A 25,831-nucleotide genomic window follows, 5' to 3' on the forward strand; every position below is an offset into this window, starting at 1 on the left:
TCAACGGATGATGGCGATCTTCTTCTGCAATTGCCTGACAAGGTGGGACAGGCCGAAGCAGATGACGAAATAGACGACGGCGGCAACGAGATAGGTCTCGACCGGGCGGTTGAAGTTCTTGCCCGCGACCTCGAAGCCCTTCAGCAGGTCGTATTCGCCGACCGCATAGACCAGCGAGGTGTCCTGGAACAGGATGATGGTCTGGGTCAGCAGCACCGGCAGCATGTTGCGGAAGGCCTGGGGCAGCACGACGAAGCGCATCGTCTGCCCGTAGGTCATGCCCACCGCGTAGCCGGCATTGACTTGGCCCCTGGACACCGACTGGATGCCGGCGCGCATGATCTCGGAGTAGTAGGTGGCCTCGAACAGCGTGAAGGTGATGAAGGCCGACATCTGCCCGCCCAGCGGCCCGAGCAACTTGGGGATCAGCAGGAAGAACCACAGGATCACCATCACCAGCGGGATGGAGCGCAGCGTGTCGACATAGAAGGCCGCTGGCGCCGACAGCCAGCGGTGGCTGGACAGCCGCATCATCGCCAGCAGCGTGCCGAGCACGATGCCGCCGATCATGGCCACCAGCGTCAGCTGGATGGAGAACCAGAAGCCCTTGGCGACGAAGCTCTGGACGACGTCCCAGTTCAGGAAGGAGTAGTCGAGGTTCAGCATCACTTGCCTCCGCCCGAGCCGGGGATGCGCACGCGCGCCTCGATGAACTTGGCGACGCGGTTGATCGCGAAGGCGGAGATGAAATAGAGGGCCGTCACGGGGATGAATATCTCCTCGAAGTGCGAGGTTTCCTCGGAGGCCTGCTGGGCGAACTGGGCCAACTCGGGAATGCTGACCGCGAAGGCCACGGCCGAGTTCTTGACGATGTTCATGCTCTCGCTGGTCAGCGGCGGGATGACGATGCGAAAGGCCATCGGCAGCAGCACGAAGCGATAGGTCTGCGGCAGCGTCATGCCCAGGGCCTGGCCGGCATAGCGCTGGCCGCGCGGCAGGGTCTGGATGCCGGCCTTGACCTGCTCGCCGATGCGCGCGCTGGTGAAGAAGCCCAAAGCGCAGACGACCAGCACCGAAGGTGGCACCGCGTCGCGCAGCACCGGGAACAGCGCCGGCAGCACGTGGTACCAAAGGAAGACCTGGACCAGCAGCGGGATGTTGCGGAACAGCTCGGTCCAGGCCTCGCCGAAGCGCGCCAGCCATTTGTTCGGCGTCGTGCGGGCGATGCCGATCAGCGAACCCACCACCAGCGCCACCAGCAGCGCGAGCAGCGAGACGCTCAGCGTCCAGCCCCAGGCGTTCAGCATCCACTGAAGATAGGTCTGCTCCTTGCCGCCCGGCCCGAAGCAACCGGCGACGGCCTCGCCGGTGGCGGTGTCATTGCAGTAGAACTGCCAGTCCCAACTCATGGCTTCTCCTTGAGCCTTCTAGAACAAAGCGGGTGCCAGGCACCCGCTTTGCGGTGGTTCAGGTCGATACGCGGATCACTTCTTCGCGTAGTCTTCCATCGGCCTGTCGTTGGGGTTGGCCCAGGCGTCCTTGTTCGCGGCAGACAGTGGCAGGCCGATCTTGGTGTTGGTCGGCGGGATGGGCTGCATGAACCACCTGTCGTAGATCTTGGCCAGTTCACCCGACTTCATCATGCCCTTGATGCTGTCGTCCACGGCCTTCTTGAAGGCCGGATCGTCCTTACGCATCATGATGGCGATGGGCTCGACCGACAGCACCTCGCCGACGATCTTGAAATCGGCCGGGTTCTTGGACGTGGCGATGTTCTTGGCCAGGATGGAGCCGTCCATCACGAAGGCGTCGGCGCGGCCGGAGTCCAGCAGCAGGAAGCTGTCGGCATGGTCCTTGCCGAAGACTTCCTTGAAGTCCACGCCGGTGGCGCGCTCATGCTTGCGCAGCGTCTGCACCGAGGTCGTGCCGGTGGTCGTCGCGACGGTCTTGCCATTGAGCTGCTTGATCGACGTGATGCCCGAGGCAGCCTTCACGGCGATGCGCACTTCCTCGACATAGGTCGTCACCGCGAAGGCGACGTCCTTCTGGCGCGCGACGTTGTTGGTCGTCGAGCCGCATTCCAGGTCCACGGTGCCGTTGACCGTCAGCGGGATGCGGTTGGCGGACGTGACGGGTTGGTACTTGGTCTCCAGCTTGCGGCCGAGCGCCTTCTCAAGGTCGGTGATGACGCGATGGCAGACATCGATGTGGTAGCCGACGTATTTGCCGTCACCGATGGTGTAGGCCAGGCCCGAGGACTCGCGCACACCCATCGTGATGACGCCGCTGTCCTTGACCTTCTTCAGCGTGTCCTCGGCGTGCACGGCGGCCGCGCCGGCCACCAAGGCCGCGGCAAGCAGGATTTTCTTCATGGAGACTCCAACAACAAGGAAGGGATATCGATATCAAACAGGCATGAGCAGACCACGCGCGGCACCCAGCCCGAATACGGGTTTATACGTGGCATGCGCATGCGCGATGACCTCATGCCGCCGACGCAAGATAGTCCCACAGCGCCTGGGCGGCGGGCTTCTGCCGGCGCGAGATCTCGGGCCGCTCGCGGTAGATGCGCAGCTCCATGCTGACGCTGAAGGTCCCCGCCGCCGCCGCCGGCACGAGGCGGCCGCTGGCCAGTTCCTTCTGCACCGAGCTGGCCGGCAGGAAGGCGAAGCCATGCCCCTCCAGCGCCATCGCCTTCAGGCCCTCGGCCATGTCGGTCTCGTAGATGGCGTCCAGGTTCAGCGCGCAGTCGGCCTCCTTGACGATGAGCTCGACCAGGCGGCCGAGGTAGGCGCCGGCCGCGTAGGCGAGGAAGGGGATCTTTTGCCCCGGCCGGCCCGGCAGCCGGAACAGCGGCCGGCCCTGCGCGTCCGCCCTGGCATAGGGCGACAGCGTCTCGTGGCCGAGCGAGGCCATCTGGTAGCGCTCGGGGTCGAGCTGCAGCGGCTGGCTGGCGTGGTGGTAGACCAGCAGCAGGTCGCAATTGCCTTCGCTGAGCTGCAGCATCGCGTCGTGCACATTGGCCGCGTTCAGCCGGCACTTGATCGCCCCGAAGCCGCGGCGCAGGTCCATCAGCCAGTGCGGGAAGAAGGAGAAGGCCAGCGAGTGCGGCACGGCGAACTCGATCATGTCCTGGTCGGCCGCCTGGTGGCTGCGCAGCATATTGCGCGTGGCCTGAAGGTTGCCCAGCACCTCGACCGCCTGGGCCAGCAGCGTCGTGCCGGCGGCCGTCAGGCGGGTCGGGTAGGACGATCGGTCCACGAGGTCGACCCCGGCCCAGGCCTCCAGCGCCTGGATGCGGCGCGAAAACGCCGGCTGGGTCACATGGCGGAGCTGGGCGGAGCGGGAAAAACTGCGCGTCTCGGCCAGGCTGACGAAGTCTTCAAGCCATTTGGTTTCCACCCGCGGCAGTGTAGCCAAGGCCCCGACCACGCCCGGCAGCCCGTGGTTTCCCCGGGGCCGCACCCTGCCACCCCCCTCAAGCCCGGTCCCTGCCGGCTCCCAGCCCCCTCAACTGAAGGGGCGAAGGCAGGCTCAATTTCAAGGTGCTTGTTTACAGTTCCGTTCACAAGCCCAACTCGAACAACGGATGGAGAACGCCATGCGTGCGACAAACAAACTCCTGGCCCTGGCCTTCACAGCGGCACTGCAGCCGGCCATGGCGGGCGTGGTCTCCCTGGATTTCGAGGATATCCAGCAGGACCGCCAACTCGCAGCCTACGATGGCGTCACCTTCTCTGGCAGTGCATGGGGCGTGAGATCCAGCGCGCCCTCCTGCGGCGGATTCGACAGTTTCCTGCGCACCGGCAGCTGCGGCGCCCTGGAACTCGCGCTGGATGCCACTGCAGATCCCGTCCTGGGTTCCCAGAGTTTTGTGATGAGTCTGGCGGGAGGCTTTGTCAACGAGTTTTCGTTCGTCTACTCGGCCCAGCCTGGTTCCGCCGTCACGATTCAGTTGTTCGATGGCGCCGGTCACGAGTTGCAGAGCCTGACGGGTCTGAAGGAAACCGGATGCTCTATCCAGGGCATACGTTTTTGCAACTGGACGACGACAAGCATGAAGTTCGATGGCATCGCCCTCTCGCTCAAGGTCACCGGTGCTGACCAGGGTCTGCTGCTGGACGACCTGAGTTTCAACCAGCCCGCAGCGGGCGGCACGGTGCCCGAGCCTGCCAGCATCGCGCTGGCCCTGGGCGCCCTCGGTGCCGCCGCCTGGACCCGCAGGCGCGCCGCTCGCTGAGCCGCCTCACGCCGTCCAAAGATGACCGCCTCGGCGGTCATTTTTTTGGCCGCAAGAAGCTCGACTTCCATCCTGGGCCAGACCTATCACACGCGTTGCGCGGGATGCGTTCGCCGGGTGGCTGCGGCGCGAGCAAACCGGCCCGCAAGATCGACCGCCTAGCCCTTGTTCAGCGCGGCGAGATCTGGCGAAGGGCAGTTTCATCTGGCGCGTGCGTCTCCTCGAGCAGGTCGAGCAGCATGCGCGCAGCCCGGGTCGGCGGAGGGTCGTTGCGGTGCACGCAGACGAACTGGCATTCATAGCCCAGCACGCCCGGCGCGGCGGCCCGCATGCGGCCGGCCGCGACGAAGGGGCGGGCGTAGTGCTCGGGCAGGAAGCCGACGAAGCAACCGGTCAGGATCAGCAGGGCCACGCCCTCCTGGTCGGACGCGGTGGCCTGACGCTGCAGTTGCTTCTGGTGGGCCAGCAGCATATTGGGCGAGTGGTAGCCCAGGCCCGCGAGCGGCTGGCCCTGCAGGTCGGCCCAGGTCCGGTCGGGCGCATCGGCAAACCAGGGGTGGCCGGCGCCGGCGTACAGATGCATGGCCTCGGCGAACAGGCGCCGGTAGGCCAGGCTGGCCGAGGGCCGGTGCTCGGGCACGACGCCGAGCTGGAACTGCCCGCTCAGCACGCCCTGCTCGATGGATTCGATGGTGCCGACATGGACATGCAGGCTGACGTCAGGCGCCGCACGGTGCAAGCGCTCCAGCGCCCGGTCGATATGGCAGGCGGGGTTGCTGGCGGTCTTCTCGAAGACGGCCAGGTGCAGCTCGCCGGCGACGCGCTGATGGATGTCCTCCAGCCTGGCCCGGAAGTCGGTCGTCGCCGACAGCAGCTGCAGCGCCGCCGCGTACAGGGCCGCGCCCTCGGCCGTCAGCGCGAAGCCCGCCCGGCCGCGGCGGCACAGCACCAGGCCCAGGCGCTCCTCGAGGTCCTTGATCTGCCGGCTGATCGTCGGCATGCCGACGTTGAGCTCCAGTTCGGCCGCGGCCATGCCGCCGCATTCGACGACGGACTTGAAGACGCGCAGCAGCCGCAGGTCGACATCGGCGATCTGGCCCGGCAGGCTAGGCTTTGGTTTCATACCCTAGCAAGTTGACATTGATACACGATCATTTTCCGCAAGTTTTCGTCCATGCAACATGCCGGCGAATCCCCGCGCGGCGGGCCAACGCAAGGAAGTCGCAATGCCAGAACCCCTCCTCTCCAACGCCGACGTCCAGCATCCCGACGGCTGGCTGGACGCCCACTGGATGGCCTTCAGCGCCAACCGCGAATTCAAGGCCGCCCCGCGCCTGATCGCGTCGGCCGAGGGCAGCTACTACACGACCACCGACGGCCGCCGCGTCTTCGACGGCCTCTCGGGCCTGTGGTGCGCGGGCCTGGGCCATGCGCGCGAGGAGATCGTCGAGGCGGTCGGCCGCCAGGTCGCGACGCTGGACTACTCGCCCGCCTTCCAGTTCGGCCACCCCCTGTCCTTCGAGCTGGCCAACCGCATCGTCGAGAAGATGCCCACCGGCCTGAACCGGGTCTTCTATACGGGCTCGGGCTCCGAGTCCGCCGACACGGCGCTGAAGATGGCCCGCGCCTACTGGCGCGCCAAGGGGCAGGCCGGCAAGACGCGGCTGATCGGCCGCGCCAAGGGCTATCACGGCGTCAACTTCGGCGGCATCTCGGTCGGCGGCATCGTCGGCAACCGCAAGACCTTCGGCCAAGCCGTGGAGGCCGATCACCTGCCCCACACCCAGCCGCCCAACGGCAGCTTCCACAAGGGCATGCCACCGGCCGAGGCGCCCGATGGATGGAAGGGCGCGGCGCTGGCCGACGAACTGCTGCAGCTGATCGCGCTGCACGACGCGAGCAATATCGCGGCCGTCATCGTCGAGCCCTTCTCGGGCTCGGCCGGCGTCGTCATCCCGCCGGTGGGCTATCTGCAGCGCCTGCGCGAGATCTGCACGGCCCACAACATCCTGCTGATCTTCGACGAGGTCATCACCGGCTTCGGCCGCTGCGGCCAGTGGACGGGCGCGGCCGCCTTCGGCGTCGTGCCGGACATCCTGACCGCCGCCAAGCAGATCACCAACGGCGCGCAGCCGCTGGGCATCGTCGTCGCCAGGCAGGAGATCTACGACACCTTCATGGAGCAGGGCGGCCCCGACTACATGCTGGAGTTCCCGCACGGCTACACCTACTCGGCCCACCCGGTGGCCTGCGCGGCCGGCCTGGCCTCGCTGGACCTGCTGGAGCGCGACAGCGCGCTGCAGCGCGTGCGCGAGCTCAGCCCCGTGTTCGAGACCGCCGTGCACAGCCTGCGCACCGCCCGGCATGTGGCGGACATCCGCAACTACGGCCTGGCCGCGGGCATCACCGTCGCGCCGGCACCCGGCGAGCCCGCCAAGCGCCCCTGGCAGATCGCGATGGACATGCTGCGCAAGGGCTATTACGTGCGCTACGGCGGCGACACCATCCAGCTCGCCCCCCCCTTCATCAGCACCGAGGCCGAGATCCAGTCGCTGATCGCCGCCCTCGGCGACAGCTTCAACGCCACCGCTTAAATCCCATCCTCCCACTCATGATCAAGCACCTCATCAACGGCCAGCGGGTCGACGGCGGCAGCCGCCGCGCCGACGTGTTCAACCCGGCCACCGGCCGCGTCGGCAACCAGGTTCCGCTGGCGGACCGCCCCACCGTCGAGGCCGCCATCGCCGCGGCCCAGGCCGCCTTCCCGGCCTGGCGCAACACGCCGCCGCTCAAGCGCGCGCGCGTCATGTCGCGCCTGAAGGAGCTGCTGGAGAGCAACGCCGAGCGCATCTGCCAGCTCATCACCGACGAGCACGGCAAGGTGCTGGCCGACAGCCTGGGCGAGCTGCAGCGCGGCATCGAGAACGTCGAGTACGCCAGCTACGCGCCCGAGCTGCTCAAGGGCGAGCACAGCCGCAACGTCGGCCCCGGCATCGACGCCTGGAGCGAGCACCAGGCCCTGGGCGTCTGCGTCGGCATCACGCCGTTCAACTTCCCGGCCATGGTGCCGCTGTGGATGTGGCCGATGGCCGTGGCCTGCGGCAACAGCTTCGTGCTCAAGCCCTCGGAGCGCGACCCCAGCAGCACGCTGCTGATCGCCGAGCTGGCGCTGGAAGCCGGCCTGCCGCCGGGCGTGCTCAATGTCGTGCACGGCGACAAGGAGGCCGTCGACACGCTGCTGACGGACCGGCGCGTGCAGGCCGTCAGCTTCGTCGGCTCCACGCCCATCGCCGAATACATCTATTCGACCGGCACGGCCCACGGCAAGCGCGTGCAGGCCCTGGGCGGCGCCAAGAACCACGCCGTCGTGATGCCCGACGCCGACCTGGACAACACCGTCAGCGCGCTGATGGGCGCCGCCTTCGGCTCCTGCGGCGAGCGCTGCATGGCCATCCCGCTGGTGGTCGCCGTCGGCAACGCGACGGCCGACGCGCTGCGCGAGCGCATCGTCGCCGAGATCGCGAAGATGAAGGTCGGCCCCGGCACCATGGCCGGCTGCGACATGGGCCCGCTGGTCACGAAGGCGCATTTCGACAAGGTGCGCGGCTATGTGGACCAGGGCGTCGCCGAGGGCGCGACGCTGGTGGCCGACGGCCGCACGCTGAAGGTGGCGGGCCACGAGGAAGGCTACTTCCTCGGCCCCTGCCTGTTCGACGACGTCAAGCCCGGCATGCGCATCTACCAGGAGGAGATCTTCGGCCCGGTGCTGGGCATCGTGCGTGTCGAGAGCCTGGAGGCGGCCATGCAGATGATCGACGCCCACGAATATGGCAACGGCACCTGCATCTTCACGCGCGACGGCGAGGCGGCCCGCCACTTCACCGACCACATCCAGGTCGGCATGGTGGGCGTCAACGTGCCGCTGCCGGTGCCGGTGGCCTACCACTCCTTCGGCGGCTGGAAGCGCTCGCTGTTCGGCGACCTGCATGCCTACGGCCCCGACGCCGTGCGCTTCTACACGCGGCGCAAGCAGATCACGCAGCGTTGGCCTTCATCCGGCGTGCGCGAGAGCGCGGTGTTCGCCTTCCCGTCCAGCAAATAAGGCGTTGGGGGCCTGCCGCCGAGCGCGCGGCGCTGGCTCCGGAAGGCGATTAAGGCCGCGCGCCGCATGAACCTCGGCGGCTTCGGGATCGACCTCGCCGATCCCAAGCGCCCCGGCTCGCGCTTCACCGACATCGTCTACGTGGGCTCGGAAGGCCGCGTCGCACGCCGAGCGGCACACGGGCCGGCGTCGTGTCCCTGGCGCCGGTCTCGTCGCGGCCTCGAAGTGCCTCCAGCCGCGCGCTGACAATGCGGCCGGGCGCTTTGTTCAAATCGCTTGCGTTGCGAAGCAACTGGAAACCAGTGGCGCAGCGCCGTCAGATTCCAATGAGGCGCACCACGCCTGCAAGTCGGAAGTCAAGCGCAGATGAACCGAGTCCCGTCCCCGCCCGCCGAGCAAGCCGTGCCGCCCCGCCACCACCCATCCCGCCTCGCGCGCGGCGCCGTGCTCGCCACGCTCGTCGCGCTGCTGTCCAGCGGTGCCCAGGCCGCAGGCCGGCCGCTTGGCTTGCCACACGGCCTGGGGAACCCGTTTCCGGGCTCCCAGGGGCTGGACCAGGGCCGTGCGTTGGGACGGCTCGACGAGTTGCCCGCGCAGGCCCAGACCGCCCAGCAATTGGCGCAGGCGCGCAAACAGGCGGTGGACGAGCTGGTCAGGCGCAACCCCGCGGTCATTGATCGCGATCCGGCAGGCGCGCCCATTCGCCGCGGCGAACTGGTGGTGCTGGATCCTTCCGCCGCCCTGCTGGACGCCGCGGCATCGGCGGGCTTCCTGCGCCTGCGCAGAACGACATTGACGGGTCTGGGGCTCACCGCCGTCGTCCTCGGCATCCCGGCCGGGATGCCGGGCGCGGCCGGGCTGGAAGCACTGCGGCGACTGGACCCCGACGCCGACTTCAACCACCTCTACCAGCATGCCGGCGGCATCACCGGGCCCCGAGCGGACCTTGCCGCCGCGCCGGGCAGCGGGGCGCCGTCGGCGGGTGCCGAGGCCCGGGTCGGCCTCATCGACTCGGGCGTGGACGGCGAACATCCGGCGTTGCGCGACATACATCTGCGGCGCTCGGGCTGCGACCAGCCCCACCCCAGCGCGCATGGCACCGCGGTGGCGTCGCTGCTGGTGGGGCGCCTGGCGCCGTTTGCCGGCGCGGCGCCGGGCTACCAGCTGTTTGCCGCCGACGTCTACTGCGACGACCCGGCCGGCGGCTCGGCCGAGGCCGTCGTCGTGGCCCTGTCCGGCATGGCCCGCGAGCGCGTGCCGGTGATCAACCTGAGTCTGGTCGGGCCACCCAACCGGCTGCTGGAGCACGCCGTGGCCGCCCTCGTCGCACGCGGCCATCTGCTGGTCGCCGCGGTGGGCAACGACGGGCCTGCAGCGCCGCCGCTGTACCCGGCCGCCTACCCGGGCGTGGTTGCCGTGACCGGTGTGGACCCCCACCGCCATGTGCTGCCCGAGGCGGGTCGCGGGCCGCATGTGCAGTTCGCGGCGCCCGGCTCGCAACTGGCCGCCGCCGCCCAGGGCACGCGGGGCTTTCGGCCCGTGCGCGGCACCTCCTTCGCCGCGCCCCTGGTGGCCGGCCTGCTGGCGCGGCGCCTGGCGCAGCCCGATCCGCGGCTGGCGGCCGCGGCCGTGCAGGCGCTGGGCGCTACGGCACGCGATCTGGGCGAGCCGGGTCGCGATCCGGTGTTCGGCTACGGCCTTGTCGGCGAGGGGCTGCGGAGCGACGCCGACGATCTGCCGTAACCCAAGCCCATCCCCTCCGTTTTCAAGCGCCGCGCCGCAGTTGCGGGAGCCGCCCTCATGACCTTGACGCTCGCCCGCCAGGCGGGTGGGCCTGCTCGCGCTGACCAACGGCGTGCTCAGCGAACTCGGCCAGGCTTCGCTGCCCACTGGGCACTACACGCAGATGCGGCTGGTCCTGGCGGCCAATGACAACCGCCCCCGCTTGAATCGTCTCACTCCGTCCCTATAATCCTCGTTGCTAGCACTCGCCGCATTCGAGTGCTAACGAAATCGGGCCGAGGATTCGGCCCCGTTTTTTCACGCAATCACGGCCCAAAGGGACCGTGATCGCTGCGGTTCAAACTCTGAAGGAGATCCCATGAAGCTGCGCCCCCTGCACGATCGCGTGATCGTTCGCCGCCTGGAACAGGAAACCAAGACCGCCTCCGGCATCGTCATCCCCGACAACGCCGCCGAGAAGCCCGACCAGGGTGAAGTCCTGGCCGTCGGCCCGGGCAAGCGCAACGACAAGGGCGAGTTCGTGGCCCTGAACGTCGCCGTCGGCGACCGCGTGCTGTTCGGCAAGTACTCCGGCCAGACCGTCAAGGTCGACGGCGAGGAACTGCTGGTCATGCGCGAAGAGGACCTCTTCGCCGTCGTTCAAAAGTAATGCCTTGCGGGACAGACCGAAGCGCGCAGCGCGAGCTCTGTCCTCAACCGACTCAGAGAAATTGACTCTGACCCCAATTTAGATTCGGAGAATTCAAATGGCAGCAAAAGACGTGATCTTTGGCGGCGAAGCCCGCGCCCGCATGGTCGAAGGCGTGAACATCTTGGCCAATGCGGTCAAGGTGACCCTGGGTCCCAAGGGCCGCAACGTGGTGCTCGAGCGCTCCTTCGGCGCCCCCACCGTGACCAAGGACGGCGTGTCCGTGGCCAAGGAAATCGAGCTCAAGGACAAGCTCCAGAACATGGGCGCCCAGATGGTCAAGGAAGTCGCTTCCAAGACCAGCGACAACGCCGGTGACGGCACCACGACCGCCACGGTCCTGGCCCAGGCCATCGTCCGCGAAGGCATGAAGTACGTGGCCGCCGGCATGAACCCGATGGATCTGAAGCGCGGCATCGACAAGGCGGTCGCCGCCCTGGTCGCCGAACTGAAGAAGGCCTCCAAGGCCACCACCACCTCCAAGGAAATCGCCCAGGTCGGCACCATCTCGGCCAACAGCGATGCCGACGTCGGCCAGATCATCGCCAACGCGATGGACAAGGTCGGCAAGGAAGGCGTCATCACCGTCGAAGACGGCAAGAGCCTGAACAACGAGCTGGATGTCGTCGAAGGCATGCAGTTCGACCGCGGCTACCTGTCGCCCTACTTCATCAACAACCCGGAAAAGCAATCCGCGATCCTGGACAACCCCTTCGTGCTGCTGTACGACAAGAAGGTGTCCAACATCCGCGACCTGCTGCCCACGCTGGAAGCCGTCGCCAAGGCCGGCCGCCCGCTGCTGATCATTGCCGAGGAAGTCGAGGGCGAAGCCCTGGCGACCCTGGTGGTCAACACCATCCGCGGCATCCTGAAGGTCGTCGCCGTCAAGGCGCCGGGCTTCGGTGACCGTCGCAAGGCCATGCTGGAAGACATCGCCATCCTGACGGGCGGCAAGGTCATCGCCGAGGAAGTCGGCCTGTCGCTCGAGAAGGTCACGCTGGCCGACCTGGGCCAGGCCAAGCGCGTCGAAGTGGGCAAGGAAAACACCACCATCATCGACGGCAACGGCGCTGCCGGCGACATCGAGGCCCGCGTCAAGCAGGTCCGCATCCAGATCGAGGAAGCCACCAGCGACTACGACCGCGAGAAGCTGCAAGAGCGCGTGGCCAAGCTGGCCGGCGGCGTGGCCGTCATCAAGGTCGGTGCCGCCACCGAAGTCGAGATGAAGGAGAAGAAGGCCCGCGTGGAAGACGCGCTGCACGCCACCCGTGCCGCCGTCGAGGAAGGCATCGTCGCCGGTGGCGGCGTGGCCCTGCTGCGCGCCAAGCAAGCTGCCGGCGCGATCAAGGGCGATAACGCCGACCAGGACGCCGGCATCAAGCTGGTCCTGAAGGCCATCGAGGCCCCGCTGCGCGAGATCGTCTACAACGCCGGTGGTGAAGCCTCCGTCGTCGTCAACGCCGTGCTGGCCGGTTCGGGCAACTACGGCTTCAATGCCGCCAACGACACCTATGGCGACATGATCGAGATGGGCATCCTGGACCCGACCAAGGTGACCCGCACCGCGCTGCAGAACGCCGCCTCCGTCGCGTCGCTGATGCTGACGACCGAGTGCATGGTTGCCGAGGCCCCGAAGGAAGAAGCTGCCGGCGGCGGCATGCCCGGCGGCATGGGTGGCATGGGCGGCATGGGCGGCATGGACATGTAAGTCCACGCCGGCGACACACCCGTCGCTGACGAACGAAGGGGCTGCTCGCGCAGCCCCTTTTTCATTGCGGCATCAGACGCAGCAGCGCTTCGCAAAGGGGGCTCGCAGTCCAGGCGCAGATGCTCGTCCTCGTCCGCCGCGACCCAGCCGGCCGCCAGGCCCAGCGTCTGCATGAAGCTCGGGCCCCGGAGCGAGATCGGCGCGGCGCCGGGCCGCCCGCGCGCGCTCGAAGGCCGGCAGCGCGTCCTCGCCCGGCATCTGCTGCGCGACGGACAGCGCCTTCCGCAGGGCTCCGTCCGCCGGATGCCGCGCTAGCAGCGTGCGCGCCGCGGCGGTCATCCCGGCAGGGCGCCCGGCCTGGAAAAGCGTGAAAAGGTTATGAACTGCGGCGTTTGCCATGCGAATCGGGGAATGTGAGAGACGGCAACAGGCCGGAACGCACCAGTCTGGCGCCGGATAATCTCACCCCTTCGTCACACGATGTTCATGGCCACCTCTTTGCATCCCCACGCCCTGCTCGACCACGCGCTGACCGAGGCCGGGCCGCTGGCGCGCGAGCTGCTGAACGTGGTTCAGGACGAACTCGATGCCCAGCCGCAGCACTTCCCGTTGCGCGAGGGCTGGCGCAAGGTGCGCACGAACTTCGCGGCCGACTTCGAAGGCGAGCTCATCACGCTGCTGCAGGCCGGGCGCCGCGGCGAGGATCCGCTGAACCGCCTGCAAAGCCCGCTCGGCGGCCTCGACAGCCTCAGCCTGGTCGACGAGCACCAGGCCCTGCAGGACGTCGCCATCGCCCACGTCGCGCATGCCGCCGAGGACGCCAGCCGCGCCGAGCTGCACCAGATCGGCAACTTCTATGCCGCGCTGCGCGGCATCGCCCGCGCCCGCGAGCGCGACAACCCGCTGCGTCCGGCGCTGTACGCCCACGCGCTGCACCGGGCCCTGGTAGCCAGCCCGCTGAGCGCCCAGGCGCAGTACGAGCTGATGCGCGTGGCGGCCACGCCGCTGGCCAAGGCCCTGCACCGCCAGTACACCCAGGCCTGCGCGATGCTGCACGCGGCCGACCTCAGCGCCATGGTCGCCTCGCACGGCCAGGCGCAGAGCGACCCGCTGGCCCGCCAGCGCCTGGCGGCCTCGCATGGCACGCTGGACGGCCTGTCGCGGCGCGTCGACGCCGTGAACTCGCGCCCCCAGCCCCTGGCTGCCGCCCAGGCCCGCCCCGACGCGCCGGCACCCTTCGTGCGCTCGACCGGGCCGGACATGCTGAGCCGGCTCTACGACCAGATCCTGGCCGACCCGCGCCTGCTGCCGCCGCTGAAGGCGCTGCTGGCGCGCCTGCAGATCGCCGTCGTGCGCCTGGCGCGCAGCGACACCAGCCTGCTGCGCAGCCAGGACCACCCGACCTGGGCGCTGCTGAACCGCGTCGCCGCCCATGGCATGGCCTTCGAGCGCGCCGACGACGAGCGCCTCGTCGACTTCCTGCGCTTCATGGAGGCCGAGGCCCAGTTCCTCGTCGACGCACCGACGCCGACCGCTGCGCTGTTCCAGCAGGTGCTGGCCCGCGTCGAGGCGCGCATCGGCCAGCAGGCCCGCCAGAGCAGCGAGCGCAATGCCGTGGCCCTGGCCGCGCTGGAGCGCGAGCAGCAGCGCAAGGAATGGCGCGAGCTGCTGCGCGAGCAGATCGACCACCAGATCATCGGCGCGCCGCTGGGCCCGCGCATGCACCGCTTCCTGCAGACCTGCTGGGTGGACGTCATCGTCGCGGCCATGGTGCGCCACGGCCGCGACTCCCGCGAGGCCCAGGCAGCGATGGAGCTGGTCGACGCGCTGCTGGACAGCCTCAGCACGCCGCGCGACCTGGCCGACCGCGAGGCCCTGCGCATGCGCCTGCCGGTGCTCGTCGAACGCCTGGTGGCCGGCTGCGAAAGCATCAACCTGCCCGTGCCCAAGCGCGAACCCGCGCTGAGCGAGCTGATGAACCAGCACGCCCGGCTGCTGCGCGGCCTGCCGGCGCTGGACCCGGCCGAGCGCCGCCCCGCCCCGCCCCGGCCGGCAACGCCGGGCAGCGCTGCGCCGGCCTCGGCCGACGAGATCGTCAAGCGGCTGATGGAGGAGCGCGACTCCCAGGTGCCCTCGTTCTGGCTCAGCGCCGACGTCGACCGCGGCGAGCTGCCGACGGTGCCGGTGCAGCTCTACAACGAGAATGACTCGCCCGACGCCCGCGCCGCGCTGCAGCGCTGGATCGACGGCCTGCAGATCGGCCACTGGTTCCACCTCTTCATCCAGGGCGGCTGGCACACGGCCCAGATCGCCTGGTTCAGCGAAGGCCGGCAATACGTGCTCTTCGTCGGCCGCGACCCGGAAGAGCGCCTGTCCCTGACCCGCAAGGCGCTGGAGGCGCTGCTGGCCAACGGCCTCATCGCGGCGCTGGACGACGACAGCGTCCTGCAGCGTGCCGTCGACACGCTGATGAGCGCCCTGGACGGCGGCTGAGGCTCAGTCCTCGGCCTGGACCGCAGGCGCGGCCTCGAGAACCGAGTCAGGCACCGCGTCGGGCACCCGATGCGCCAGCACCCACTCGCGCAGCGCCACCGCGACATCGCCGACGCCGCTTTTCTTCAGCGCCGAGAACAGCGTCACCGCGACGTCGGAGTTCTCCGTCGACATGCCGCCCAGGAACTCGGTCGTCGCGCGCAGCGCCGCGTCGGCCTCCTTGCGGTTGAGCTTGTCCGACTTGGTCAGCAGCACCAGCAGCCGGATCTCGCCCGTGGCGACGCGGGCCGCGACGAAATCGAGCAGTTGCTTGTCGAGGTCGGTCAGGCCCAGCCGCGAGTCCACCATCAGCACGACGCCCGACAGGCTGCGGCGGATCTCGAGGTAGTCGGCCATCACCTTCTGCCAGCGCTGCTTGGCGGACTTGTTCACCGCCGCATAGCCATAGCCCGGCAGGTCTGCGAACAGCGCGTCGGGCGCGTCCTTGGGGCCGAGCTGGAACAGGTTGATGTGCTGGGTGCGGCCCGGCGTCTTGGACGCGAAGGCCAGGCGCTTCTGCTGGGCCAGCGTGTTGATGGCGGTGGATTTGCCGGCGTTGGAACGGCCGACGAAGGCGATCTCCGGCAGCTCGGTCGCCGGCAGATGGACCAGCTGGCTGGCCGTCGTCAGGAAGCGGGCGGTATGCGTCCAGGCCAGGGCGAGTTTGTCGGTGACGGCCTCGCCGGGCGTTGCATCAGGGATTTCGTTGGTCATGGTGTTGTCGGACGCAGTGATTCAGCATTGTAAAATTTGCAGGTTGCGCCCAACGGAACCTTATTCATCCATGAAGACTGTCGCCTTTCTCCTGTCGAGTCTGATCCTGGCTGCCACGGCTCACGCAAACGAGCCGGCGACTGCCCCGGCCAAGCCCGACCTCGCCAAGGGTGGCGCCATCTCGTCGCAGGTCTGCGCGGCCTGCCACACGGCCGATGGCTCGCGCGGCAGCCCGGCCAACCCCATCCTGCAGGGCCAGCATGCCGAATACCTGGTCAAGCAGCTGACCGAATTCAAGTCCGGCAAGCGCAAGAACCCCGTCATGAGCGGCATGGCCGCGCCGCTGTCCGACGAGGACGTGCGCAATGTCGCCGCCTTCTATGCGAGCAAGACCGCCAAGCCCGGCTTCGCGAAGAACAAGGACACCGTCGCCCTGGGCGAGAAGATCTACCGCGGCGGCATCGCCGAGCGCAATGTGCCGGCCTGCGCGGCCTGCCACGGCCCGACCGGCGCCGGCATCCCGGCCCAGTACCCGCGCATCGGCGGCCAGCATGGCGACTATGTCGAGGCGCAGATGACGGCCTTCCGCGGCGGCGCACGCGCCAATGGCCCGATGATGGTCGCCATCGCCGCCAAGATGAACGACAAGGAAATCAAGGCGGTGTCCGACTACGTCGCCGGCCTGCGCTGAACCTGGCGCAAGCCTCGAGGAACGAAGGCCGGTGTCACGCACCGGCCTTTTTTCTTGGCCCACACTCTCGATCCCGATGTCCTCCGCCTCACTCCCCCGCCCCTCGGCCGCCCGCGAACTGCTGGACCTGCTCGCGTCCATGCGTTTCGCGATCACGCTGCTGACCGTCATTTGCATCTCGTCGGTCATCGGCACCGTCGTGAACCAGGGCGAGGCGATGGGCAACTACATCGACAAGTTCGGCCCCTTCTGGGCCGAGCTGTTCGGCCGCCTGAACCTCTTCACGGTCTATAGCGCGCCCTGGTTCCTCGCCATCCTGGCCTTCCTGGTCGTCTCGACCAGCCTGTGCATCATCCGCAACACGCCCAAGATCCTGGCCGACCTGCGCAGCTACAAGGAAGGCGTGCGCGAGCAGTCGCTGCAGGCCCACCACCACAAGGCCATAGCCTCACTGCCCAGCAGCCCGCAGATGGCGCTCGCCGAGATCGGCAAGACCCTGACGGCCCTGGGCTGGAAGGCCCGCGTGCAGCAGCGCGAGCACGGCATCATGGTGGCGGCCCGCCGTGGCGCGGCCAACAAGATCGGCTATCTGGCCGCCCACTCGGCCATCGTCCTCATCCTCATCGGCGGCGTGATGGACGGCAACGCCATGGTCAAGCTGGCGATGTGGGCGCAGGGCAAGCAGCTCTACAAGGGCTCCGGCTTCATGGCCGACATCCGGCCCGAGCACCGCCTGTCCACCGCCAACCCGAGCTTCCGCGGCAATCTTTCCGTCGCCGAGAACCAGCGCTCGGGGCTGGCCGTGCTCAGCCTGCCCAGCGGCGTCGTGCTGCAGGACCTGCCCTTCGAGATCGAGCTGAAGAAGTTCAGCGTCGACTACTACCCCACCGGCATGCCCAAGAGCTTCGTCAGCGACATCGTCATCCACGATGGCGGCGCGAGCCGCGAGGCCACGGTCAAGGTCAACGAGCCCGTCATCCACGACGGCGTCGCGATCTACCAGAGCAGCTTCGAGGACGGCGGCTCCAAGCTGCAGCTCAAGGGCCTGCCGCTGGCCGGCGGCGAGCCCGTCAGGCTGGAGGGCCGCGTCGGCGGCAAGCTGGCCTTCGGCGACCAGACGCTCGAGCTCTCCGGCCTGCGCGTCATCAACGTCGAGAACCTCGCGGCCGATGCGGGCGCCAACGGCACCGACGTGCGCCGCGTCGATCTCGGCGAGCGCCTGAGCAAGCACCTGGGCAGCGGCGCCAAGGGCGGCGCCGACAAGGCGCTGCACAACATCGGCCCCTCGTTCAGCTATCTGCTGCGCGACGCCGCCGGCCAGGCGCGCGAGTTCAACAACTACATGCTGCCGGTCGAGCTGGACGGCCAGAAGGTCTTCCTCGCCGGCGTGCGCGACACGCTGGCCGAGAACTTCCGCTACCTGCGCATGCCGGCCGACGAGAACGGCCAGCTCGCCGGCTGGCTGCGCCTGCGCCAGGCCCTGGCCGACCCGGCCCTGCGCGACGCCGCCGCGCGCGCCTACGCCGCCAGCGCGGCGCCGCCCACCCAGCCGCAGCTGAAGGCGCAGCTGCAGACCACCGCCCAGCGCGCGCTGACGCTGTTCTCCGGCGCCGCGGCCAAGCCGGGCGAGGAAGTCCGCGGCGGCCTGCCTGCACTGTCGCAGTTCATCGAGCGCGAGGTGCCCGAGGCCCAGCGCCAGCGCGTCTCCGAGGTGCTGCTGCGCATCCTGAACGGCAGCCTGTTCGAACTCAACCAGCTCGCCCGCGAGCACGCCGGCCTCGCCCCCGCCGGCACCGATGCAGCCGTGCAGGCCTTCATGACGCAGGCCGTGCTGTCGCTGTCCGACAGCCTCTACTACCCCACGCCCATGCTGCTGCAGCTCGAGAACTTCGAGCAGGTGCAGGCCAGCGTCTTCCAGGTCGCGCGTGCCCCTGGCCAGAAACTGGTCTATCTGGGCGCCCTCTTGCTCATCGTCGGCGTCTTCGCCATGCTCTACATCAAGGAGAGGCGGCTGTGGGTCTGGATCGCGCCCGGCACCGACCCGGCCAGCTCGCAGGTGCGCATGGCCATGTCCTGCACCCGCGATTCGCCGGACAACGCCGTCCTCTTCGCCCAGCTGGAAAAAGCCGTCATCCCTGCCGCCGAGCCCAAGGAGCGCTCATGAACACCACCACCTTCGACCTGCCGCGGCGCCACGCGCTGCAACGGCGTGACATGCTGGACTGGGCCTTCGCCGTGCTCGTGCTGCTCGGCGGCGCCTATGCCTTCAACCGCTACCACGCCAGCATGAACGTCTACGAGCAGGGCATCCTGCTGTGCGCCATGCCGGCCATCGTCGCGCTGGGCTGGTTCTGGAAGCCGCTGCGGCTGCTCTGCGTCGCGGCCGGTGCCGCCACGCTGCTGGCCATCTCGCTCTACGCCCAGCACACCGACGGCTTCGGCGCCGACCTCGCCGCCGGCGAAAAGGTCTTCTGGCTGAAATACCTGCTGTCCAGCCAGAGCGCCATCCTGTGGATGAGCCTGCTGTTCTATATGAGCACGCTGTTCTACTGGGGCGGCTTCTTCACCGGCGCGGGCCGCAACAGCGTGGCCGAGGTCATCGGCTCCAAGCTCGCCTGGGGCGGCGTGCTGATGGCCCTGATCGGCACCCTGGTGCGCTGGTACGAGAGCCACCAGATCGGCCCCGACATCGGCCACATCCCGGTCAGCAACCTCTACGAGGTCTTCGTGCTGTTCAGCTGGATGACGGCGCTCTTCCACCTCTACTACGAGCAGCGCTTCGCGACCCGCTCGCTGGGCGCCTATGTGATGCTGGTCGTCAGCGGCGCGGTCAGCTTCCTGCTCTGGTACACGCTGGCCCGCGATGCCCAGGAGATCCAGCCGCTGCTGCCCGCGCTGCAAAGCTGGTGGATGAAGATCCACGTGCCGGCCAACTTCGTCGGCTACGGCAGCTTCTCGCTGGCGGCCATGGTGGCCTTCGCCTTCCTGCTGAAGTCGGCCACGCAGCGCGCGCTGCTGATCGGCCTGGTCGGCGTGCCGGGCTTCATCGTCGCGCTGATCCTGGCCGTGCGCTTGCTGGCCGGCGTCAGCCCGCAGACGGCGGAGGGCCTGGAAAGCTGGGCCGCCAAGATCGCCGGCGTGATGGCCTTCCTCGGCCTGTGCATCGCGCTGCGCCGCCATCTGGTCGCCCGCCTGCCGGAGCTGCCCCAGCTCGACGACCTGATGTACAAGGCCATCGCGCTGGGCTTCGCCTTCTTCACCATCGCCACCATCCTGGGCGCCTTCTGGGCCGCCGAGGCCTGGGGCGGTTACTGGAGCTGGGACCCGAAGGAGACCTGGGCGCTGATCGTCTGGCTGAACTACGCGGCCTGGCTGCACATGCGGCTGATGAAGGGCCTGCGCGGCATGGCCTCGGCCTGGTGGGCCCTCGTGGGCCTGCTGGTGACGACCTTCGCCTTCCTCGGCGTCAACATGTTCTTGTCGGGCCTGCACAGCTACGGCAAGCTGTAGAAGCCTCAATACCGCGGCCGTCGCCGCGTCTCCTTGACGCGGTACATCGCGGCGTCGGACTCGCGCAGCGCCTCCTCGACGCCCGAGCGCTGCGGGTCCATGCAGGCCACGCCGACGCTGGCGCCGGCATAGTCCAGCTGTACCGCGCCGGCCGGATAGCGCCCGACGGTGGCCGCGGCCAGGCGCTGCTGCAGCAGTTGGGCCGCGGCGCGCCCGTCCTCGCTGAGCATCGGCCCCAGGCCGATGACGACGAACTCGTCGCCGCCCATGCGCGCCAGCACGTCGCCGGCGCGCAGCGCGGCCTTCAGCGCATCCGCGACGCCGCACAGGAAGCGGTCGCCGGCGTCGTGGCCGTGGGTGTCGTTGATCTGCTTGAAGCCGTCCAGGTCCACCGTGCCGGCCAGCAGCCAGCGGCCGGTGCGCTGGGCCACCGCGGTCAGCCGGCGCAGCTCCTGCATCAACGCGCGGCGGTTCATCAGCCCGGTCAGCGCGTCGGTCAGGGCCTGGGCCTGCAGCTCGGCATTGGCCCGCCGCAACTGCTCGACGAGCTGCTCGCGCGCGACCTGCTGCTCGATGAGGCGGGCGAACAGCTCCAGCGCCTGCCCGGCCTGCGGGCTCGGCGGCCGGCGCTGCGAGCTGGCCGCGCACAGCGTGCCGTATAGCGCGCCGTCGTCCTGGCGCAGCGGCGTGCTGGCAAAGGTCTGCAGGCCGAACTCGCGCGCCGCGGCGGAGTCGCCCCAGACACCGGGCACGTCGTCCGTGTAGGGCCGCCCCTCCTCCAGCGCACGCTTGCACAGCGTGTCGCCCCAGGGCAGGGTCAGGCCCTCGGGAATCTGCAGCTCTTGCGTGTTGCGCGCATACAGGACGCGCTGCTGGCCGCCGGCCAGGTCCAGCGTCGTCAGATAGGTCGATTCCAGGCCCGTGACGGCCTCCAGCATCTCCAGCAACGGCCGGGCCAGCCCCTCCAGCGTGCGGGCCTGGGAGACGGCGGTGGAGAGCTGGGGCAGCAGGGAATCCATGATCGGGAACAAATGGCGGACCGGTCTACTGTAGGCAAGCCGGAGCCCTGCTCCGAGGATGCAGGGCCTCCTGTTCGAGGGGGGGCGTCAGCCCACCGGCAGCGCCGTCTCGTACTTGACCTCGCGCAGCACGACATTGCTGCGCACGCTGGCCACGCCCGGCAGCTTGAAGATGTGCTGCTGCAGGAAAAGGTCGTAGGCCTTCATGTCGGCGGCGACGACCTTGATGACGTAGTCGGCCTCGCCGGTGATGGCGTGACATTCGATGATCTCGCGGCGCGTGGACACCAGTTGCTCGAACTGCTCTACCGCGCCCTCGCTGTGCCGCACCAGGCTGACATTGGCCAGCACGAGGATGGACAGGCCGATCTTCTCGCGGTCCACCAGCACGACCTGGCCGCGGATGACGCCGCGGTCCTCCAGCTCCTTCACGCGCCGCCACACCGGCGTGGCCGACAGGCCGACCTTGTCCGCCAGGGCCTGGGTAGACAGCCGCGCATCGGCCTGCAGGGCCTCGAGGATCTGCAGGCTGGCGCGGTCGAGTTGGTTTGTTTCCATGTCAGTGGTGCCCGGCCGCCCGAAACCACTGACGCGCCCCCTCGGGGGGCAGCGAGCAGCGCGAGCGTGGGGGCTTTCGATAAATCGCCTCTTTGGAGAAGAATCATCTCATTCAGCCGCTGAAGACCCGGCATTGAGGCAAGTTCTTTCGGCGGTTGGAGGGAAGAATTCCCCGCCCCAAAGGAGACAAGATGGCCGACACCCCCGCCCTGCGCCCCTACCAGCTCAGCGACAACCTCGCGGCCGACAGCGGCGCCGTCTTCCTGACCGGCACCCAGGCCCTGGTGCGCCTGCTGCTGGCACAGAAGAAGCAGGACGAGCGCGCGGGGCTGAACACCGCGGGCTTCGTGTCCGGCTACCGCGGTAGCCCGCTGGGCATGGTGGACCAGCAGCTGTGGAAGGCGAAGAAGTTCCTGGCCGCCGCCCACATCGAGTTCCTGCCCGCCATCAACGAGGATCTGGCCGCCACCGCCTGCCTGGGTGTGCAGCGCGTGGCGTTGGACCCGCAGCGCAGCGTCGATGGCGTGTTCGCGATGTGGTACGGCAAGGGCCCCGGCGTGGACCGCTCGGGCGATGCGCTCAAGCACGGCAATGTCTACGGCACCAGCACGCAGGGCGGCGTGCTCGTGGTCTGCGGCGACGACCATGGCTGCGTGTCCAGCAGCACGCCCCACCAGAGCGACCAGGCGCTGCAGGCCTGGAGCATGCCCCTCGTGCACCCGGCCAATGTGGCCGAGTACCTGGAGTTCGGCCTCTACGGCTGGGCGCTGAGCCGCTTCTCCGGCGCCTGGGTGGGCTTCAAGGCGATCTCGGAGGTCGTCGAGAGCGGCATGACCGTGGACCTGGACGCGGTGCCGCTGGACTTCGAGCATGCCGTCGACTACACGGCGCCGACCAACCTGCACATCCGCTCGGTCGACCTGCCCTCGCTCGACCTCGAATCGCGCCTCGCGCACAAGCTGGACGCGGTGAAGGCCTTCGCAAAGGTCAACAGCATCGACAAGCACATCGTCACCAGCCCGGCCGCCACGCTGGGCATCGTGACGGTTGGCAAGGCCCACTACGACTTCATGGAGGTGCTGCGGCGCCTGGACCTGGACCCCAATGCGCTGGCCGCGGCCGGCGTGCGGGTCTACAAGGTGGGCCTGGTGTTTCCGCTGGAGCCGACGCGCATCACCGAGTTCTGCAGCAACCTGACCGACGTGCTGGTCATCGAGGAGAAGGGGCCGGTCGTCGAGCGCCAGATCAAGGAGCTGCTCTACCACCTGCCCGACTTCCAGCGCCCGCGCGTCGTCGGCAAGACGGACGAGCATGGCTGCCCGGTGCTGAGCGCCCTCGGCGAGCTGCGCCCCAGCCGCATCATGGGCACCGTGGCCGACTGGCTGGCGCGCCTGAACCCCGCGCTGGACCGCCGCCATCTCGTCGTCGACTTCCTGACGCCGCAGCTGCTGTCCAACGCGGCCGACGCGGTGCGCCGCCAGCCCTATTTCTGCTCGGGCTGCCCACACAACACCAGCACCAAGCTGCCCGAGGGCTCGCGGGCTCTCGCCGGCATCGGCTGCCACTTCATGGCGAGCTGGATGGAGCGCGGCACCTCGGGCCTGATCCAGATGGGCGCCGAGGGTGTGGACTGGGCCGCCCACTCGCGCTTCACGAAGGAGAAGCACGTCTTCCAGAACCTGGGCGACGGCACCTACTACCACTCGGGCTATCTGGCCATCCGCCAGGCCATCGCGGCCAAGGCCAACATCACCTACAAGATTCTCTACAACGACGCCGTCGCGATGACCGGCGGCCAGCCTGTGGACGGCCAGACCAGCGTGCCGCAGATCGCGCGCCAGGTCGAGGCCGAGGGCGTCAAGCGCCTGGTCGTCGTGTCCGACGAGATCGGGAAGTACGACGGACACCACGGGTTGTTCCCCGCCGGCACGAGCTTCCACGACCGCAGCGAACTGGACGCCGTGCAGCGCGAACTGCGCGACATCGAAGGCGTCACGGTGCTGATCTACGACCAGACCTGCGCCGCCGAGAAGCGCCGCCGCCGCAAGAAGAAGGAATTCCCCGATCCGCCCAGGCGCATCTTCATCAACGAAGCCGTCTGCGAAGGCTGCGGCGACTGCGGCGTGGCCAGCAACTGCCTGAGCGTCGTGCCGGTAGAAACGGACTGGGGCCGCAAGCGCACCATCGAGCAGAGCAGCTGCAACAAGGATTTCTCCTGCGTGAACGGCTTCTGCCCCAGCTTCGTCTCGGTGCACGAGCCGGTGCTGAGGAAGAAGGCGGGTGCCAGCTACACGCCGCAGGACCTGGCGCGCGAGCTTGCCGCCATCCTGCCGCCGGCCGCCTGGCCCTGGACCGGGCCCTTCGACCTGCTGGTCACCGGTGTCGGCGGCACGGGCGTCGTCACGGTCGGCGCGCTGGTCTCGATGGCCGCCCACCTCGAGGGCAAGCAGGCCTCGGTGCTGGACTTCATGGGCTTCGCGCAGAAGGGCGGCGCCGTGCTGTCCTTCGTGCGCGTGGCGCCGACGCTGGATCTGCTCAACCAGGTGCGCATCGACACCCAGCAGGCCGACGTGCTGCTGGCCTGCGACATGGTCGTCGGCGCCAGCCCCGACGCGTTGGGCACCGTCAAGCCCGGCCGCACCGTCATCCTCGCCAACACGCATGAGCTGCCGACCGCCGGCTTCGTGCGCAACCCGGACGCGTCTCTGCAGGGCGACTCGCTGCTGGCCAAGATGCGCTTCGCCGTCGGCGATCAAGCCGGGCTGCTGAACACCATCGACGCCCAGGACATCGCCCAGCGCCTGATGGGCGACACCCTGCCCAGCAATATCGTCATGCTGGGCGCCTGCTGGCAGCGCGGGCTGATCCCCGTCAGCGAGGCCGCGCTGATGCGCGCCATCGAGCTCAACGGCGTCGCTGCCGAGGCCAACAAGACCGCCTTCTCGCTGGGCCGCCTGGCCATCGCGGCGCCGGACGCCATCGCGAGGCTGGCCGGCGACGTCAATGTCGTCAGGCTCTTCAACTACGACCAGCTCGACGGCCCTGACGGCCTGATCGAGCGGCGCGCGAAGTTCCTGACCGACTACCAGGATGCCGCCTACGCCGCCCGCTACCGCGCGCTGGTGGACCGCGTGCGCAGTGAGGAAGCCAAGCTTGGCAAGGGCCAGCGGCTGACGCAGGCCGTGGCCCGCTATTACGCCAAGCTGCTGGCCATCAAGGACGAATACGAGGTCGCGCGCCTGTACACCGACGGCCGCTTCATGGCCGCGATGAAGGAACAGTTCGAAAACTGGGAATCCTTGAGCTTCCACCTCGCCCCGCCATTGATCTCCAAGCCCGGTGCCGACGGCCGTGCGAAGAAGATCGAGATGGGCTCGTGGACGTTCACGGCGTTCAAGTGGCTGGCCAAGTTCAAGGGCCTGCGCGGCAGCGCGCTGGACGTCTTCGGCAGGACCGAGGAGCGCCGCATGGAACGCCAGTTGATCGCCGACTACGAGGCCCTGATCGACGACGTGCTCAAGTCACTGGCCGCAGACAATCTCAACACCGCCGTCGACCTGGCCCGCCTTCCCGAAAAGATCCGCGGCTACGGCCATGTGAAGCAGGCCAACGTCCTCGCGGTGAAGCAGCAATGGCAGTTGCTGCTGGACCGCTTCCACGGCCGTGCGGCGGAGGTGGCGGCTCAGCCGGTGGCGATGGCGGTGCGGGTCAAGGGCGTGGCGGAGCTCTGAGTCAGACCGGCTCTTCCCAGCCTAGCGCCGCCATGTCGTCAAGACGGTACACGCTGTCTCCGAGCAGGATGAAGTCATCCAGCTGCGGCGGCCTGACCGCCGTGCCGGCCAGCATCGCATGCGCCTGGCCACGGTGATGGGTCTGGTGCATGAAGAGGTGGGCCAGCACCCGCCCGACCGGCTCGCGCGGGCCGTTCTCGAGGCCCGCGCCGCGGTCGAAGGCGACGCGGCGGTCCTCGTCGCCGGGCCTCAGGGCCGCGCAGAAGGCGACCAGGCGGGCGTCGCTTTCGTCCTGGCGCCCGGCCAGCGCTAGCGCCGTGATTGCGGGCACATAGCTCGCCCAGATGCCGCGCATGGCCGCGTCGCCGTGCAGGGCGGCGAGGTAGTAGTGATCGACATTGAGGACGTGGTTCAGCGTCAGCGCGAGACTGGGGAAGAAGCTGGTGCGCGGCGCATGGAAGTCGGCATCCGACAGCGTTGCCACAGCGCCCAGCAGGCGGCGGTTGGCCAGGCGGCTGGCCCGGGCCTGGGTCAGGAACAGATTCATGACAGCAAATTGTGCGCCGCCACGGCCCGGGCGAGGCTGACGACGGCG

At 68.7% G+C, this 25,831-nt stretch carries 21 protein-coding genes; 12 read left to right on the forward strand and 9 right to left on the reverse strand.

Going from position 1 to position 25,831, the window contains the following annotated elements:
- From EV671_RS06620 to EV671_RS06635, 4 genes are all read right to left on the reverse strand, one after another.
- Positions 1–666, reverse strand: coding sequence for an amino acid ABC transporter permease (locus tag EV671_RS06620; RefSeq protein ID WP_132570500.1), 666 nt, complete (start codon positions 664–666; stop codon positions 1–3).
- Positions 666–1,409, reverse strand: a complete 744-nt coding sequence (locus EV671_RS06625) for an amino acid ABC transporter permease (protein ID WP_132570501.1) — start codon at positions 1,407–1,409, stop codon at positions 666–668. The genes EV671_RS06620 and EV671_RS06625 overlap by 1 nt, the downstream gene beginning before the upstream one ends.
- Positions 1,410–1,484: 75 nt before the next feature.
- Positions 1,485–2,372 (reverse strand): amino acid ABC transporter substrate-binding protein, encoded by an 888-nt coding sequence (locus tag EV671_RS06630; RefSeq protein ID WP_132570502.1) that lies wholly within the window; start codon positions 2,370–2,372, stop codon positions 1,485–1,487.
- A gap of 112 nt (positions 2,373–2,484) precedes the next feature.
- On the reverse strand, positions 2,485–3,402 hold the full coding sequence (locus EV671_RS06635; RefSeq protein ID WP_132570503.1) for a LysR substrate-binding domain-containing protein: 918 nt from the start codon (positions 3,400–3,402) through the stop codon (positions 2,485–2,487).
- A gap of 199 nt (positions 3,403–3,601) precedes the next feature.
- On the opposite strand from EV671_RS06635, the gene EV671_RS06640 reads away from it, so the two are divergent.
- Positions 3,602–4,240 carry a PEP-CTERM sorting domain-containing protein gene (locus EV671_RS06640; protein WP_165917487.1) on the forward strand — a complete coding sequence of 213 codons (639 nt, stop codon included), beginning with the start codon at positions 3,602–3,604 and terminating at the stop codon, positions 4,238–4,240.
- 169 nt (positions 4,241–4,409) lie between these two features.
- Here the strand turns inward: EV671_RS06640 and EV671_RS06645 are convergent, their stop codons facing one another.
- Complete coding sequence (locus tag EV671_RS06645) at positions 4,410–5,363, reverse strand: LysR family transcriptional regulator (protein WP_132570505.1); 954 nt, start codon at positions 5,361–5,363, stop codon at positions 4,410–4,412.
- 103 nt (positions 5,364–5,466) lie between these two features.
- On the opposite strand from EV671_RS06645, the gene aptA reads away from it, so the two are divergent.
- The 7 genes from aptA to EV671_RS06680 all read left to right on the forward strand — a co-directional run bounded on the left by aptA (position 5,467) and on the right by EV671_RS06680 (position 14,974).
- A complete protein-coding gene (gene aptA, locus EV671_RS06650) occupies positions 5,467–6,834 on the forward strand; it encodes an omega-aminotransferase AptA (RefSeq protein ID WP_243655606.1) in 1,368 nt (455 codons plus the stop codon).
- A gap of 17 nt (positions 6,835–6,851) precedes the next feature.
- A complete protein-coding gene (locus EV671_RS06655; RefSeq protein ID WP_132570507.1) occupies positions 6,852–8,342 on the forward strand; it encodes a CoA-acylating methylmalonate-semialdehyde dehydrogenase in 1,491 nt (496 codons plus the stop codon).
- Between the two features lie 402 nt (positions 8,343–8,744).
- Positions 8,745–10,085 carry a S8 family serine peptidase gene (locus EV671_RS06660; protein WP_207911101.1) on the forward strand — a complete coding sequence of 447 codons (1,341 nt, stop codon included), beginning with the start codon at positions 8,745–8,747 and terminating at the stop codon, positions 10,083–10,085.
- A gap of 85 nt (positions 10,086–10,170) precedes the next feature.
- Positions 10,171–10,314 carry a DUF4382 domain-containing protein gene (locus EV671_RS06665; protein ID WP_132570509.1) on the forward strand — a complete coding sequence of 48 codons (144 nt, stop codon included), beginning with the start codon at positions 10,171–10,173 and terminating at the stop codon, positions 10,312–10,314.
- Between the two features lie 129 nt (positions 10,315–10,443).
- Positions 10,444–10,734, forward strand: coding sequence for a co-chaperone GroES (groES, locus tag EV671_RS06670; protein ID WP_056874394.1), 291 nt, complete (start codon positions 10,444–10,446; stop codon positions 10,732–10,734).
- Between the two features lie 97 nt (positions 10,735–10,831).
- Positions 10,832–12,481, forward strand: a complete 1,650-nt coding sequence (gene groL, locus EV671_RS06675; RefSeq protein WP_132570510.1) for a chaperonin GroEL — start codon at positions 10,832–10,834, stop codon at positions 12,479–12,481.
- A gap of 486 nt (positions 12,482–12,967) precedes the next feature.
- The gene (locus EV671_RS06680) at positions 12,968–14,974 is read left to right on the forward strand and encodes a DUF1631 family protein (RefSeq protein WP_165917488.1); all 2,007 of its coding nucleotides are present in this window, start codon (positions 12,968–12,970) and stop codon (positions 14,972–14,974) included.
- 3 nt (positions 14,975–14,977) lie between these two features.
- On the opposite strand, the gene yihA is transcribed toward EV671_RS06680, so the two are convergent.
- Complete coding sequence (gene yihA / locus EV671_RS06685) at positions 14,978–15,727, reverse strand: ribosome biogenesis GTP-binding protein YihA/YsxC (protein ID WP_132570512.1); 750 nt, start codon at positions 15,725–15,727, stop codon at positions 14,978–14,980.
- Between the two features lie 70 nt (positions 15,728–15,797).
- Here yihA and EV671_RS06690 point away from each other — a divergent pair, with 70 nt between their 5' ends.
- The 3 genes from EV671_RS06690 (at position 15,798) to ccsB (ending at position 19,928) form a co-directional block, all read left to right on the forward strand.
- Positions 15,798–16,418: a c-type cytochrome gene (locus tag EV671_RS06690; protein ID WP_132570513.1), complete on the forward strand. Its 621-nt coding sequence runs from the start codon at positions 15,798–15,800 to the stop codon at positions 16,416–16,418.
- Positions 16,419–16,494: 76 nt separating this feature from the next.
- Positions 16,495–18,582 carry a cytochrome c biogenesis protein ResB gene (locus EV671_RS06695; RefSeq protein ID WP_243655607.1) on the forward strand — a complete coding sequence of 696 codons (2,088 nt, stop codon included), beginning with the start codon at positions 16,495–16,497 and terminating at the stop codon, positions 18,580–18,582.
- The gene (gene ccsB / locus EV671_RS06700) at positions 18,579–19,928 is read left to right on the forward strand and encodes a c-type cytochrome biogenesis protein CcsB (protein ID WP_132570514.1); all 1,350 of its coding nucleotides are present in this window, start codon (positions 18,579–18,581) and stop codon (positions 19,926–19,928) included. The genes EV671_RS06695 and ccsB overlap by 4 nt, the downstream gene beginning before the upstream one ends.
- Positions 19,929–19,933: 5 nt before the next feature.
- On the opposite strand, the gene EV671_RS06705 is transcribed toward ccsB, so the two are convergent.
- Together EV671_RS06705 and EV671_RS06710 are read right to left on the reverse strand one after the other, a co-directional pair.
- Positions 19,934–20,947 carry a sensor domain-containing diguanylate cyclase gene (locus tag EV671_RS06705; RefSeq protein ID WP_132570515.1) on the reverse strand — a complete coding sequence of 338 codons (1,014 nt, stop codon included), beginning with the start codon at positions 20,945–20,947 and terminating at the stop codon, positions 19,934–19,936.
- Between the two features lie 87 nt (positions 20,948–21,034).
- Positions 21,035–21,505 (reverse strand): Lrp/AsnC family transcriptional regulator, encoded by a 471-nt coding sequence (locus tag EV671_RS06710; protein WP_132570516.1) that lies wholly within the window; start codon positions 21,503–21,505, stop codon positions 21,035–21,037.
- Positions 21,506–21,696: 191 nt separating this feature from the next.
- Here EV671_RS06710 and EV671_RS06715 point away from each other — a divergent pair, with 191 nt between their 5' ends.
- Positions 21,697–25,236: an indolepyruvate ferredoxin oxidoreductase family protein gene (locus EV671_RS06715; protein ID WP_132570517.1), complete on the forward strand. Its 3,540-nt coding sequence runs from the start codon at positions 21,697–21,699 to the stop codon at positions 25,234–25,236.
- A 1-nt stretch (position 25,237) separates the two neighbouring features.
- On the opposite strand, the gene EV671_RS06720 is transcribed toward EV671_RS06715, so the two are convergent.
- A complete protein-coding gene (locus tag EV671_RS06720; protein WP_132570518.1) occupies positions 25,238–25,783 on the reverse strand; it encodes a DinB family protein in 546 nt (181 codons plus the stop codon).
- Positions 25,784–25,831 lie beyond the last annotated feature (48 nt).

The organism is Roseateles saccharophilus (genome assembly GCF_004342485.1).
Classification (GTDB): domain Bacteria; phylum Pseudomonadota; class Gammaproteobacteria; order Burkholderiales; family Burkholderiaceae_C; genus Pelomonas; species Pelomonas saccharophila.

Coding starts and splice junctions, on each gene's coding strand:
- EV671_RS06620 (WP_132570500.1), bottom strand. CDS start 666: ATGCTGAACCTCGACTACTCCTTCCTGAACTGGGACGTCGTCCAGAGC.
- EV671_RS06625 (WP_132570501.1), bottom strand. CDS start 1,409: ATGAGTTGGGACTGGCAGTTCTACTGCAATGACACCGCCACCGGCGAG.
- EV671_RS06630 (WP_132570502.1), bottom strand. CDS start 2,372: ATGAAGAAAATCCTGCTTGCCGCGGCCTTGGTGGCCGGCGCGGCCGCC.
- EV671_RS06640 (WP_165917487.1), top strand. CDS start 3,602: ATGCGTGCGACAAACAAACTCCTGGCCCTGGCCTTCACAGCGGCACTG.
- EV671_RS06645 (WP_132570505.1), bottom strand. CDS start 5,363: ATGAAACCAAAGCCTAGCCTGCCGGGCCAGATCGCCGATGTCGACCTG.
- aptA (WP_243655606.1), top strand. CDS start 5,467: ATGCCAGAACCCCTCCTCTCCAACGCCGACGTCCAGCATCCCGACGGC.
- EV671_RS06655 (WP_132570507.1), top strand. CDS start 6,852: ATGATCAAGCACCTCATCAACGGCCAGCGGGTCGACGGCGGCAGCCGC.
- groES (WP_056874394.1), top strand. CDS start 10,444: ATGAAGCTGCGCCCCCTGCACGATCGCGTGATCGTTCGCCGCCTGGAA.
- groL (WP_132570510.1), top strand. CDS start 10,832: ATGGCAGCAAAAGACGTGATCTTTGGCGGCGAAGCCCGCGCCCGCATG.
- EV671_RS06680 (WP_165917488.1), top strand. CDS start 12,968: ATGGCCACCTCTTTGCATCCCCACGCCCTGCTCGACCACGCGCTGACC.
- yihA (WP_132570512.1), bottom strand. CDS start 15,727: ATGACCAACGAAATCCCTGATGCAACGCCCGGCGAGGCCGTCACCGAC.
- EV671_RS06690 (WP_132570513.1), top strand. CDS start 15,798: ATGAAGACTGTCGCCTTTCTCCTGTCGAGTCTGATCCTGGCTGCCACG.
- EV671_RS06695 (WP_243655607.1), top strand. CDS start 16,495: ATGTCCTCCGCCTCACTCCCCCGCCCCTCGGCCGCCCGCGAACTGCTG.
- ccsB (WP_132570514.1), top strand. CDS start 18,579: ATGAACACCACCACCTTCGACCTGCCGCGGCGCCACGCGCTGCAACGG.
- EV671_RS06705 (WP_132570515.1), bottom strand. CDS start 20,947: ATGGATTCCCTGCTGCCCCAGCTCTCCACCGCCGTCTCCCAGGCCCGC.
- EV671_RS06710 (WP_132570516.1), bottom strand. CDS start 21,505: ATGGAAACAAACCAACTCGACCGCGCCAGCCTGCAGATCCTCGAGGCC.
- EV671_RS06715 (WP_132570517.1), top strand. CDS start 21,697: ATGGCCGACACCCCCGCCCTGCGCCCCTACCAGCTCAGCGACAACCTC.
- EV671_RS06720 (WP_132570518.1), bottom strand. CDS start 25,783: ATGAATCTGTTCCTGACCCAGGCCCGGGCCAGCCGCCTGGCCAACCGC.